The organism is Erythrobacter sp. GH1-10 (assembly GCF_045363165.1).
Classification (GTDB): domain Bacteria; phylum Pseudomonadota; class Alphaproteobacteria; order Sphingomonadales; family Sphingomonadaceae; genus Erythrobacter.
Window position 1 is genome coordinate 2,359,688 of the sequence record NZ_JBJFLP010000001.1, and the last position, 12,977, is coordinate 2,372,664.

A 12,977-nucleotide genomic window follows, 5' to 3' on the forward strand; every position below is an offset into this window, starting at 1 on the left:
GTTCGCTAGAACAGTTTCCGAATATCGATCCCGACGTACCGACCTGTCGGGTCGATCAGGAACGGCTGGTAATTGACCGGTGTGTCGCCGTTTTCGTCGGTGACGCTGCGCCGCGCGTCGAAGATGTTGTCCGCGCGCAGGCTGACGCGCAGGTTCTTCAGCACGCCCTCGTTCTTGTCGAACAGCTCTCCGAGGTTGGAGAAGACCCTGAGGTCGAAAGTCACCAGATCGTCGAAAAACAGGTCGGTGCTTCCCGGCAGCCCCGATCCGTTGAGCCTGGTCGAACCGGTGTAAACGCCCGACAGCCGCACGCCCAAACCCTGTCCGAAGAGACCGGCCTCCAGGCGGGAATTGTGTCGCGGAAGGCCGAAAGCGTTCAGCGCGTCGCCCTCAAGCTCGTCGATTGGTTCCAGGCCCGGCGCGATCAGGATTTCGCTTTCAAGATTGATGTTGTGGGTGAGGCTGACGAAGTAGCCCCAGCCCGGCCGGCGGCCCTGCGCAAAGGGATTTCCACCCCCCAACGGGCCTCTGACCGTGTCGCTGCCCTGGCCGCCTTGCGCCGAGCAAACACGCTCACGAAACCGGTCGAGCGCTTCGGGCGAGATTGTTCCGTCTTCGCCGCGAGCACGATCGAGCATGCGCTTCAGTATCTCCGGATCCATCCTGGGAAGCAGTTCGGACAGATCCTCGCCGTTCTCTATCGCGGAGACGATCTTCGCCAGCTGATCGGCACCATCATCGCCGCAGATCTTCTCTCGCAATCCCGCAAAGGCCTGGCGCATGCCGCTGCCCGGCCCTTGTTCGCTATCCGGACGCGAGCCAGCGCCTGTGCCCGGCCCACCACGCCCGCCGAACATCGCCGGATCAATGCTGCACAGGCGCTCGCGGAAAGCAGCAAGGCGTTCGGGAGAGATGTTGCCGTCCTCGTCGCGAGCCCGAGCAAGCATGCGCTCGAATCGCTCGCGGTCGAAGCCCGGCACTTCACTCGAGACGTCTTCTCCCGCTTCGACGCGCTCCATCAGGCGGGTGAGGAAGGCGAGCCCGTCATCGGCGCAGATGCGGGTGCGGAACTGCATGAATTGCTCACGCTGCTCGCCGCCGGGAGGTCCACCGCTACCCGCGCGACCGCGCTGCGGCGCACCATTGCCGCCCCGCTCGCTCTCTCCGCGTTCGGGCCTCCCGAAATTGCCGCGGGTGAAGAGGTTGAACTGCAAACGGTCGGACTTGGTCTCGGCATAGGTGACAAAGCGTCGATCGAGCTCGGTCAGTCTGCCGCCAGCGTCTCTCGTAACGCGATCCGGGAACGCGGCCTCGATCTCGGGTGTGATCTGCGGAAACCCCCGTGTGACGTCTTCCGAACGGTTGCGGGTGTATTCGACCGTGAAGCGGGTGTTGTCGATAAACGGGAGTTGCCAGTTGGCCGCGAAGCGCCAGTCACGCTGCGTTTCAGCGAGCAGGTCGGGATTGCCGCCCGAAGTCACTGTCGCAAGAACCGTCTCGCCGGTGGTGAAATCGAACACTGGGACATTGAAATCGATCACCTGCGGATCGCCCAACGCGCTTAGCGAAGGCGCGACTTCCCGCACGATGTAGTTGGCAGTGAAATTGAGCCGGTCGGTCGGCGCCCAGTTCAGGGCGACGTTGTAATCGCCGAGCATGCCGAAGTCGGACAGGTCCTCGAAACCTGCCTGCAGGGTAAGCGTAAAGCTCCCCAGTGCATCGGCAAAGCCCTCGCGGCGGCTGGTGATCGGGATGATAAGGTTTGCGCCGGATGAGAGACGTCGGCGGGTGAGCCGGGTTTCAAGCAGCGTGCGCGTATCGGCGCTTTCGATCCGGCGCCAATCGGCCCCGATATCGAAGGTTGCGTTCAGTGCGCCCGCCGGAAGGTAAGCGATCGGACCTCGTAGGGTCGTCTGCGAAACACCTGTAATCGTGCGCCGGTTGGCGACATCGAACCCGGCATCGACCGCGTTGGGCAACGGAGCATCAAGCGCCAAGAGGCCCGCCGCTGCATCGGCCTCCAACCCGCTCGTGTCGAAACGGCGATCGATTTCGGTCTCGGTCTCGCTGAAATTCGCGTCGAACGTGCTGGTGAACTGGTAACCGTTGATCGATTTGCCGAGCGAACCCGAAGCAGACAGAGCATCCGTCGAACTGCGACGCTCGAGCGGAGACTCCTCCGCGAAGGTCCGGATTGCGCTATCGCCTCCCGCGTCGGTCAGCGTCACCGTATTCAGGCCGGACAGGCTCAGGCTGTCATTGCGGTCGTAATTGAGGTTGGCAGAGACCGAGGTCCCGCTGTCGAGGAAGGCTTTGGCCCAGCTGAGATTGGCCTCGAGCGAGCGGCTATCTCCCACTAGCGTTCGATATTCCGCCTGGTCGGGGTCATCTTCCAGATCGGAAACCGAACCCGGGGTCTGGATGAGATCGCGCTCGGACTCGAGCAGCGGCGAGGTGTCCCGCGCCTCGAAATTGAAATTGATCCGGCCCCCGTCCTTTATCTGGAGATACCCGAGCTCCTGTTCGTTCACCGAATAACCGCCCCGCGTCGGCCCTTCGAATTCGACTTCGACTTCGCGGCTGGCGAAGTTTTCCTTGAGGATCAGGTTGACGACCCGCTGGTCCGGCGAAAAGCCGAAACGCTGCGCGACTTCCTCGGGGAACACTTCGACCCGTTCGAGTGCTTCGGGCGGATACTGGAAGAATTCGCGGAAGGAGCCGACGCGGATGCCGTTGATGAGGATCACCGGGCGACCACCCTCGCCGCGTCCGCGCGAGGATCCGGTCTGGTTGGTAATCTGGGTAATGAGTTCCTGGATCGACGATACGCCCTCGGCTGCAATCTGGTCCGCATCCAGCTCCAGCAAAGGCGGGACATCAACATCAAGCTGCCCCTTGAGTCTCTCGCCCTGGACCACGATCTCGCCGCCCCGCGCCGGAGGAGGAGGTGCGGGTGCGGGGCGTTCGGTATTGTCCGCATCCTGCTGCGCGGCGGAAAGGGGCATCGCCGCCAGGCAAGCCAGGAGCGAAATGGCACCAACACCGGTGCGCAGGATCGCGCGGGGACTGGGGGAGAGGATCATCTGTGCCCTTTTGAGCGTTTGGATCAGGCGGACAACCACCTGAATTGTATCGAATTGCACCGGAGTGTACGGTTTGGGATATGAACCGGACGCATCGGTGCCGGTTCCCGTCTTGCAGGCACATAACGCTCAAGACTTCCAATTTGTTCTCGGCATCGCTAAATGCCCGCCCAGAGCCGACGAGCGGCTTTTATCCGGTGCAATTTTGCACATTCATTCGCAAAGGAACTACATGGCCAAGGAAGAACTCCTCGAAATGCGCGGGCGCGTCGTCGAGCTGCTGCCCAATGCGATGTTCCGGGTCGAGCTTGAAAACGGTCACGAAGTTCTGGGCCACACGGCGGGCAAGATGCGCAAGAACCGCATCCGCGTGCTGGTCGGCGACGAAGTGCTGTGCGAGCTTACCCCTTACGACCTCACCAAGGCACGTATTACCTATCGCTTCATGCCGGGCCGCGGCGGTCCCGGCCCGCAGTAAACCGCAGCGCCGCTGATGGGCGCGCCGCACCTCACCCTTGCATCCGCAAGCCCTCGCCGAAGGGAATTGCTCGCGCGGCTGGGCATTGCGCCTGACGTCGTGACCCCCGCCGATATCGACGAGACGCCGCTCAAGGGCGAACGTCCGCGCGATTATGCGCTGCGCATGGGCGAAGAAAAAGCCGCTGCGATCGAAGCCCTCGGGTTCGTGCTGGCGGGCGACACCGTGGTTGCTGCCGGGCGCCGAATCCTGCCGAAGACCGAAAGCGTCGAAGAAGCGCGGGCCTGCCTCGAACTTCTTTCGGGGCGACGGCACGATGTGCTGTCCAGCATCGTCCTGCGCGCACCGGACGGCTCGATGAAGACGCGGCTCAGCCAAAACGTGGTGCGCTTCAAATCCCTCAGCCGCGAGGAGATCGACGCTTATCTCGCCAGCGACGAATGGCACGGCAAGGCGGGCGGATATGCGATCCAGGGGTCCGCCGAAGCGCTGATCCAGTGGATGCGCGGTAGCCATTCGAGCGTAATGGGTTTGCCGCTTTACGAAACGCGTGCGCTGCTCAGGTCGGCGGGGTTTGCAATTGCGTGAAGCTGAAGCAGAGGACTGGATTATCGAGCGCGGCATTGGCGAAGACCGTGCGCTTCTGACGATAGACGGGCGGGTTCTCGCCGCCAAAATCCATTGGCCAGGAGAAATGGTCGCGGGCGAGCTTGTCGAAGCCCAGCTCACGGTAAAACGGGGCGGGAAACGCCGAGGGACTGCGACGACAGCGTCAGGGCAAGAGATACTCGTCGATCACCTGCCAGAGGAGCTGACCGAGGGTCAGCACTTCACCGTCGCAATTGTCCGTGCGCCGATTGCCGAAAAAGGCAGGTTCAAGAAGGCTCAGGGCCGTTACGCGCCCCAAACTGCGTCGCAAGCCCCGTCATGGCGTCACCATGGGCAGAGTGTCCGCGAGTTCGCCAGCGGATGTTGGGAGGATATCTGGGACGCCGCTGCGGCCGCTGTAGTCGAATTCGGGGGCGGATCGCTGGTCTTCAGCGTCACGCCCGCCATGACGCTGATCGATGTCGACGGAGATGGATCGCCTCGTGAGATCGCGCTTGCGGCGGTCCCTTGCATTGCATCGTGGCTCAAACTGTTCGACCTCGGCGGCAACATCGGGATCGACTTCCCGACGATCGAGGCAAAGGCGGATCGCAAGGCGATCGATACAGCGCTTGGCGAGGCTCTGGCCGATTGGCCGCACGAACGCATCGCGATGAACGGCTTTGGCTTCGTCCAGATCGTCGCGCGGCTGGAAGGGCCATCGCTGCTCCACCGCTTCGCCACTTCACGCACCGGGATGTGCGCCCGTATGGCGCTGCGCCGGGCGGAAATGGTCGAAGGCACAGGCGCGGTGCTGCTGTTGACAGTCCACCCAGCAATCAAGGCAAAGCTCAAGCCGGAATGGATCGAGGAACTCTCCCGCCGCACCGGCAAACAGGTGCGGATCGAGACCGAACCCGGCCTTGCGCTGGAAGCCTCTCAAGCCCAGTTAGTCGCACTATGACCAAACCTGCGAAGCCCTGCCCGATCTGCAAGAAACCGCGCGTGCCCGAATTTGCGCCCTTCTGCTCCTCGCGGTGCAAGGATCGCGATCTCGCGCAGTGGTTCGGCGATGGCTATGCCGTGCCCGGTCGCCCCGCCAACCCGGAAGAAATCGCGCAATCCGATTGGGATGCACAAGAGTAGAATTTACCCGGATTTCCCCTTGCCAAGCGGGCGGCCTTTCGCCATAGGCCCGCACTCGTTCGCTTGCCGGTGCGCGCTGCACCGGAGATGGCGCGTTGCCTCGGTAGCTCAGTTGGTAGAGCATACGACTGAAAATCGTAGTGTCGGTGGTTCGATCCCGCCCCGAGGCACCACTTTCCCTACAGCGAACCGGCTTTGAAGGATCGTTGCCATGTCCCGTCGCCGCCAGATATACGAAGGCAAGGCCAAGATCCTCTACGAGGGTCCTGAGCCGGGCACGATCATCCAGTATTTCAAGGATGATGCGACTGCGTTCAACGCGGAGAAGAAAGGCACGATCAACGGCAAGGGCGTGATCAACAATCGCATCAGCGAACACGTCTTCACCCGCCTTTCGCATATCGGCATCCCGACGCACTTTATCCGCCGCCTCAACATGCGCGAGCAGCTGGTGCGACAGGTCGAGATCATTCCGATCGAAGTGGTTGTCCGCAATGTCGCTGCAGGGTCGATCTGCAAGCGGCTGGGCCTCGAAGAAGGCGAACCGCTGCCCCACACGCTGATCGAGTATTACTACAAGGACGATGCGCTGGGCGATCCGCTGATCGCCGAGGAGCACATCGCCTGCTTCAATTGGTGCAGCCACGAGGAGATGCACGACATCTCGTCGATGGCGATCCGGATCAACGATTTCATGTGCGGCATGTTCGCCGGGATCGATATCCGTCTGGTCGATTTCAAACTCGAATTCGGACGACTCTACGATGGCGACTACAGCCGCGTGATCCTTGCCGACGAGATCAGCCCCGACGGCTGCCGTTTGTGGGACATGAAAACGGGTGAGAAGCTCGACAAGGACCGCTTCCGGCGCGATCTCGGCGGCGAAAGCGAAGCCTATCAGGAAGTCGCCCGCCGGCTCGGCCTGCTGCACGATGAAGACAGCGGCCCGGGCGAAGTGTTCGATCTTTCGCACCACCGCTCGCGCTTGCGTGGCACTCCCCCGCCGAAGAAATAAGGCCGTTTCTCTTGTGGCGCTCGGGCGCTGCAGGAAAGAAAAACCCAGCGAACAAAACGGTTTGTTCACCGCTCGTCCCTCTATAGGAATAGGGGATCAAGAGTCGCACACCGGGGTAATTCATGCGTTTCAAACGGGGTTTCACAGCCATCCTGATGGCTACAGCGGCGCATGCCGCGCACGCTTCCAATTCGGAGATCGCGATCACACCGACGCCCGAATGGGTGACGCCGACCGAGGCGCTGCCCGTTCCCGATGGCGCTCAGGGAGGGATCTTTTTCCGCAAGCAGGCCTCGATCGTGCGCCTCACCGAAGACGGCGAGCGCGCCTACCAGGCGCAGGTCGTGCGCATCCTCCAGCCGCAGGCGCTCGAAGCGGGCAATGTCGCGATCAGTTGGAACCCTGCAGCGGGCGAGGCGGAGGTCCACTCGCTCAAGATCTATCGCGGCAGCCGCGTGATCGATGTGCTTGAAAGCACCGAATTCGAAATCCTCCGCCGCGAGGACCAGCTTGAGGCGGCGATGCTCGACGGGATGCTCACAGCAGTCCTGCAGGTCCCCGATCTGCGCGTCGGCGACGATCTCGAACTCGCTTTCACCGTTCCCTCGCACGATCCGACGTTGCGCACGACAAATCACGGATTGTTGTTCCTAGGCGAATCTCCGCCGAGCGGTCGCTTCCATCTGGAACTGCAATGGGCGGAGCAGCAGAAGCCGACCATCCGGCTCACCCCCGAATTCGCCAAGGTCGCCAAGCGTGATGACAACCGCATCGCGCTCACCTTCGACAATCCGGAGGTGCTCAGCCCCCCGCGCGACGCACCGCCGCGTTTTGGCTGGTCACGCATTCTCGAATACTCGGACTTCGGGAACTGGCCGGCCGTCTCGCGCCGTTTTCACGCGCTCTTCGACGAAGCGCGCGCTCTTCCACCGAAGTCTCCCTTGCGCGACGAGGCCGCGCTGATCGCGGAAACCCACACCGACAAGCTCGCGCAGGCGCAGGCCGCGCTCAAACTCGTGCAGCAGCAGGTGCGCTACATCTACATCGGGCTCAACGGCGGCAACTTCACGCCTGCAACCGCCGAGCAGACGTGGGAACGCCGCTACGGAGACTGCAAGGGCAAGACGGCGATGCTGCTTGCGTTGCTCGACGAGTTGGGGATCGAGGCTCAGCCTGTGTTGGTCAACAATTCCGCATCGACCGATGGGCTCGACGATCGCCTCGCCAATCCGGGCCTGTTCGACCACGTGCTGGTGCGCGCGCGGATCGGCGGAGAATGGATCTGGCTCGACGGCACGCTGCCCGAGGTGATCGAGGGACGCGGCGCCCCCTTCCTGCCCTACAAATGGGTCCTGCCACTGACCGAGACCGGAGCCGAGCTTGAACAGCTCCCGCAAAAGCCATTCGAATTTCCGCAGGACATGGGCCTTTACGAAGTCGATGCCCGAGCCGGCTTCGAAGCTCCCGCGAGACAGGTCTACACCACGATCAAGCGCGGGCCTGCCGGACTGGAGGAGTATTTTGCCTTCTCCGCAGTCGCACCGAACCAACTTGAGACTGCGTTCCGCAACCAGCTGGCCGGAAGTCAGGGATGGGACACGGTGGAAGACGTCACCTACCGCTACGATCGGGAAACCCAGGCGAGCATCCTGACCATCGAAGGGACCGGACCGGTCGAATGGGAGGAAAACGGAATTGACGGTCGGTATTTCTTCCTGCCCGGCGGCGGCTTCAGCCCGCCCACGCGGCGCCAGCGCAGCGAAGAAGCCGACAAGGACATCCCGTTCTATCAGGAACCTATCTACACTTGCTACGTGACCACGGTCCGGCTGCCTGACAACACTGCGCTCGAAAACTGGGGCTTCAACTCGACCTTCGACACGATGCTTTTCGGCGAAGTGTATTATCGCATGATGGAACGGCGAGACGATCGCACGCTTCGTATGGTCCGCGGCAACCGGGTAGAAACCTTCGAGATCGATCAACAGCGCGCCCAGCGCGACAACGGGCGGCTGGCCGATTTCGACAATTCCAAAGCGATCCTGAGCTACGATCCGAACGAGACCATGGAGCCATGGGGCAACCTGAGGCCCGTGCCCGCCACCGACGAGATCGACTGGACCGCGAAGGACGTCCCCTGCCTGCCGCCCGACATGCTCGATTAGGACAGCGGAGCCGGATCAAGCGCATTCGTTGATGTTTCTCGCCAACGGGTTACTATCGCGCCGGGAGGGGCACTGCATGGCGCGCTTCATACTGTTGATCGCGATAGGTTTCGGCCTCGTCCTCGCCCCTGCCGCACACGCGAGGCAGGTCGCGCTGGTTATCGCGAATTCTCAATACGCCGCCACAAAATCGCTCACCAATCCGCCGTCCGACGCGCAACTGGTTGCCGGGGCGCTTGAGCAGGTGGGCTTCGAAACCGTGACGATCGCCAACGACCTTGGCTTTGACGAGTTCGTTTCCCAACTGCGAAACTTTCGACAATTGGCCGAGGGTGCCGATACGGCGGTGGTCTATTTTGCCGGGCACGGCATAGAGGGTAAAGGGCGCAACTGGCTGCTGCCGGTCGATGCCGCGCCCAGCCAGGAAGAGGATCTCCCCTTCGAAGCGATCGAGCTTCAACTTGCGATGGAAGCGCTGTCGGGCGCGCGGCTCAAGATCGCTCTGCTCGATGCGTGCCGCAACAACCCTTTCGCCAATAATTGGTCCTCGACGACTCGCAGCACGACGCAAGGTCTCGCGCCGGTCGAGGTGGACGACGTGCTTGTGATCTATGCCGCGGCGCCCGGTGCAGTCGCCTATGACGGCAAAGACGGCAATTCGCCCTTCGCCAAGGCCCTTGCCCGCCGGCTGATACAGCCGGGGCTGCCGGTGCAGATGCTCGGCGGGATGGTGCGCGACGACGTGCTGGCCGAGACCAAGGGCAGGCAGCGGCCGTTCATATCCGCTTCCATTACCGGGCAACCGCTTTACCTGGTGGAGGGTCCGCAGGAGGCTGGGGCTGTTGCAGCGCCCGACAGCGCAGCCGATCGCGCGGCATGGGACGCTGCCCTCGCGCTCGATTCGATTGCCGGTTACCGCACCTATCTGCGCCAATGGCCGACCGGCCTTTTCACCGAATATGCCCGAGCCAATGTCGCACAGCTGCTCGACCCCACAGCGCACGGCGGCAAGGTGACCGGCTCGAAACGCGGGCTAATTTCTGCCCGCTCCGCCCTGGCGGATCGCTACGATGTCCCGCGCAGCGACCCACTCGCTATCGACGGGATTTGGACCATCACCTCGATCGACAAGCGTATCCGCATCGAAGGCGGCCGGGCCTTCGCGGTCGACGGCTGGAACCACCTCGGCGTCCTGCGGGTCGAACCCGATCAAGTCGTGCTGACCGATCTCAGGAGCGGAGACGATGGCGCCTTTGTCGGCTTTGATCAGGTCCTTCAGGCCAAGATGACCCTCAAGATCAGGAGCGATGGCAATCTCGACTATCGCGCGTCGACCTTTCCCTTTCCCACCAAGCTCGTCTTCAACCAGATCGGGGTGGACGATCCAGACGCTTTCGCGACGCTGGAACCCTAGAAAACACCTGACACGTCCGGTTCATCCGCTAAGCTGTCTGATACATGAGGATGCAAGAAGTCAGCCTGAATAGATGAAATCCATTGCTTATTCCTGGGCGGCAGGGCTTGCCCTCGCCCTGCCCAACATCGCCATCCCCGCCCATGCCTCAGAGGAACGCGAACCGGTAGCGGTCGTCACGGCTGAAGCGACAGAACCAGTCTGGCCATTCCAAGAAAGCGATCTCGAAGTCGATTCCAGCTATGTCTTCGGGCAGCTCGATAACGGCATGCGATACATCCTGCGGCAGAATGGGACCCCCGAAGGCACCGCCCTTGTCCGGATGCGGATCGATTCCGGCTCGCTCGACGAGACGGAGTATGAGCGCGGGCTGTCACATTATCTCGAACACATGGCCTTCAACGGATCGAAGGGCATTCCCGAAGGCGAAATGGTCAAGCTGCTCGAACGCGAAGGTCTGGCTTTCGGCGCCGATACCAACGCCTCGACCGGCTATCAGGCGATCACCTACATGCTCAACCTTCCGCGCAACGACGAGGCTCTGCTCGATACAGCGCTGATGTTGATGCGCGAAACCGCAAGCGAGCTCACGCTTGATCCCGACGCCATCGACCGCGAGCGGGGCGTGGTGCTTGCCGAGCGCCGCGACCGCGCCGGTTATGCCCAGCGCGCCCGCGAGGACAGTCTCGAATTCACCGCTCCGGGTGCGCGTTTTATCGAACGTTTGCCGATAGGCACGCTCGAGAGCCTCGAAGCCGCAGATGCCGACAAGCTGCGTTCGCTCTACAAACGCACCTATACGCCGGCCAATACGGTGCTTGTGATCGTCGGCGATTTTCCCGTCGAGGTCGTGGAAGCGGCGGTGCGTGCAAAGTTTTCCGACTGGGAAGCCGCCCCCGCCCCGGTCGATCCCGAGACCGGCCCAATCGACGTCACACGCAAGGGGCTGACCAGCATATACCTCGATCCCGCGCTGTCCGAAGCCGTCAGGGTTTCCCGGCTCGGCCCGTGGATCGACAGACCCGATACGATCGCCAATCGGAACGCGCAGGTTCTTCACGGGATCGGTTACGCGATCATCAATCGGCGCCTGTCCCGGCTCGCACGCGAGGCCGATGCTCCGTTCCGCGGCGCCAGCTTCGGCACGGGCGACCTCTTCGAAAACGCGCGGAGCACGAGCATTTCGGTGAGCAGCGTCGATGGCGAATGGCGCGAGGGGATGATGGCCGCCGTGCAGGTGGTCCACGAGGCACTCACCCACGGCTTCACCGAGGCCGAAGTCGAGGAGCAGGTGCGCAGCCGCCGCACCGCTGGCGAGAATGCCGTTGCGGGCTATGCGACCTTCAGCAACAATTACTTCATGGGTCAGGCGCTCGGCCTGGTTTCAATCGATCGGGTGCCGGTGACGCCGTCCTATTCGCTCGCACGGTTCGAAGAACTTGCGCCTTCGATTACGCCGGAAGCGGTGTTGGCGGCCCTGCGCGAGCACGCCGTCCCGCTCGACGATCCGCTTATCCGCTTTACCGGGCGAACCGCTCCGGAAGGCGAGGAGGAAGCGCTGCGGAGCGCCTTCATCGAAGCCATGGCGCTGCCGATTTCACCACCGGAGGAATCCGGCCCGATCGAGTTCGGATACGGCGATTTCGGCGAACCGGGAGTGATTGTCGCCGATGATACCGACGAGCGACTCGGTATTCGCATGCTGACATTCGCCAACGGCGTACGGCTCAATCTGAAGCAGACCGATCTCGCCGCCAATCGCATCCGTGTTTCGGTGAATGTCGATGGGGGGACTTTGATGCAGACCCGCGAGGACCCTCTCAAGGTCCGGCTCGCCGGGTCCTTGCTCGCAGGCGGGCTTCAAAAGCACAGCTCCGACGAATTGCGAAGCGCCCTGGCCGGTCGCAGCGTGGTCTATTCCTTTGGCGCCAGCTCCGACCGTTTCACGATGGGCGGCAACACCACTCCGCGCGATCTCGATCTGCAAATGCGGGTGATCGCCGCAATCCTTACCGATCCCGGCTATCGCAGCGAAGGGGTGGAGCGGTTTCGCAAGGGCATCGACAATTTCTTCGAGACGCTCAAATCCTCACCCAGCCGGGCCTATAGCTCCGTTTCCGGCGCGCTGCTATCAAACGGCGACCCGCGATTTTCGCTGCAGCCCAAGGAAGCCTACCTCGCGCTCGATTACGACAAGCTGGAAGCCGCAATCGGAGACCGGCTGGACACCGGCGCAATCGAGGTGGCGATGGTCGGGGATCTCGATGAAGACGCTGCGATTGCAGCGGTCGCTTCGACGCTGGGAGCCCTGCCCCCACGCGAGACGGACTTCCTGCCGCGCGAGGACGCCCGCAAGCGCAGCTTTACCGACAAGCGCGGCCTGACCGTGATCGAACACGAGGGCGAAGCCGATCAGGCGCAGGTGCGGATGATCTGGCCGACCACCGACGACGAGGATTTCGCCGAGGCGCTGCGTCTGGCGATCCTCGCCCGTTTCGTCCGGCTCGAACTGACCGAGCGCGTGCGCGAGGAATTGGGACAGGCCTATTCTCCGTCGGCATCAAGCTCGACCAGCAGCGTTTACGAGGGCTACGGCACCTTCCGTATTCTCGCCTCGGTCGACGTCGGCCAGGTCGAAACGGTGCGCGGTGCCATCCTCGACCTCGTGGAAGACCTGCGCAGCGCGCCGGTTGATCCCGACGTGCTCGAACGCGCACGCAAGCCGCTGCTCGAATCCTATGACAATGCGCTGAAGAGCAATGGTGGCTGGATGAGCCTTGCCGTGCGTGCCCAGAGCGAACCGGAGAGGCTCGACCGCTGGTTTGCCGCGCCCGATCTTCTTACCGCGATTACGCCCGACGATATTCGGGAGGAGGCGCTGCAATATCTCGATCCGGCAGCTGCAGTCGAGGTGCATGTCGTCCCCGGTCCGAACGCACGGGCGACCGGTGACGTTCGGGCCGAGCCGGAGGAGGAATCCGAAACCGAAGAGTAGGTTTGCCAAGAAAAGGGGGCTGGCAGGTCGCCTCCTGCCAGCCCCGATCTTCAATCCCGGTTATGTTTTCGCGTTAGCCGGGCCCCCTTGGAT

At 62.6% G+C, this 12,977-nt stretch carries 9 protein-coding genes and 1 tRNA gene; 9 read left to right on the forward strand and 1 reads right to left on the reverse strand.

The genetic code is table 11. The features are described from left to right. Positions 1-5: 5 nt before the first annotated feature. The gene (locus ACI5KX_RS11735; RefSeq protein ID WP_406810842.1) at positions 6-3,005 is read right to left on the reverse strand and encodes a hypothetical protein; all 3,000 of its coding nucleotides are present in this window, start codon (positions 3,003-3,005) and stop codon (positions 6-8) included. Between the two features lie 310 nt (positions 3,006-3,315). On the opposite strand from ACI5KX_RS11735, the gene infA reads away from it, so the two are divergent. From infA to ACI5KX_RS11780, 9 genes are all read left to right on the forward strand, one after another. Further along, positions 3,316-3,561, forward strand: coding sequence for a translation initiation factor IF-1 (gene infA / locus ACI5KX_RS11740; protein ID WP_007163491.1), 246 nt, complete (start codon positions 3,316-3,318; stop codon positions 3,559-3,561). A 15-nt stretch (positions 3,562-3,576) separates the two neighbouring features. Continuing rightward, on the forward strand, positions 3,577-4,149 hold the full coding sequence (locus ACI5KX_RS11745; protein WP_406810843.1) for a Maf family protein: 573 nt from the start codon (positions 3,577-3,579) through the stop codon (positions 4,147-4,149). Then, on the forward strand, positions 4,142-5,113 hold the full coding sequence (locus tag ACI5KX_RS11750; protein WP_406810844.1) for a ribonuclease E/G: 972 nt from the start codon (positions 4,142-4,144) through the stop codon (positions 5,111-5,113). The genes ACI5KX_RS11745 and ACI5KX_RS11750 overlap by 8 nt, the downstream gene beginning before the upstream one ends. Continuing rightward, positions 5,110-5,295 (forward strand): DNA gyrase inhibitor YacG, encoded by a 186-nt coding sequence (locus tag ACI5KX_RS11755; RefSeq protein WP_406810845.1) that lies wholly within the window; start codon positions 5,110-5,112, stop codon positions 5,293-5,295. The genes ACI5KX_RS11750 and ACI5KX_RS11755 overlap by 4 nt, the downstream gene beginning before the upstream one ends. Positions 5,296-5,392: 97 nt before the next feature. Continuing rightward, positions 5,393-5,468 (forward strand) — tRNA-Phe (locus ACI5KX_RS11760). Positions 5,469-5,506: 38 nt separating this feature from the next. After that, entirely contained in the window at positions 5,507-6,310 is an 804-nt protein-coding gene (purC, locus tag ACI5KX_RS11765) for a phosphoribosylaminoimidazolesuccinocarboxamide synthase (RefSeq protein WP_406810846.1), read from the forward strand. 122 nt (positions 6,311-6,432) lie between these two features. Then, a complete protein-coding gene (locus ACI5KX_RS11770; RefSeq protein WP_406810847.1) occupies positions 6,433-8,475 on the forward strand; it encodes a DUF3857 domain-containing transglutaminase family protein in 2,043 nt (680 codons plus the stop codon). Positions 8,476-8,551: 76 nt separating this feature from the next. Next, positions 8,552-9,889 carry a caspase domain-containing protein gene (locus ACI5KX_RS11775; protein ID WP_406810848.1) on the forward strand — a complete coding sequence of 446 codons (1,338 nt, stop codon included), beginning with the start codon at positions 8,552-8,554 and terminating at the stop codon, positions 9,887-9,889. Between the two features lie 73 nt (positions 9,890-9,962). Next, complete coding sequence (locus ACI5KX_RS11780; protein ID WP_406810849.1) at positions 9,963-12,884, forward strand: M16 family metallopeptidase; 2,922 nt, start codon at positions 9,963-9,965, stop codon at positions 12,882-12,884. Positions 12,885-12,977: the final 93 nt, after the last annotated feature.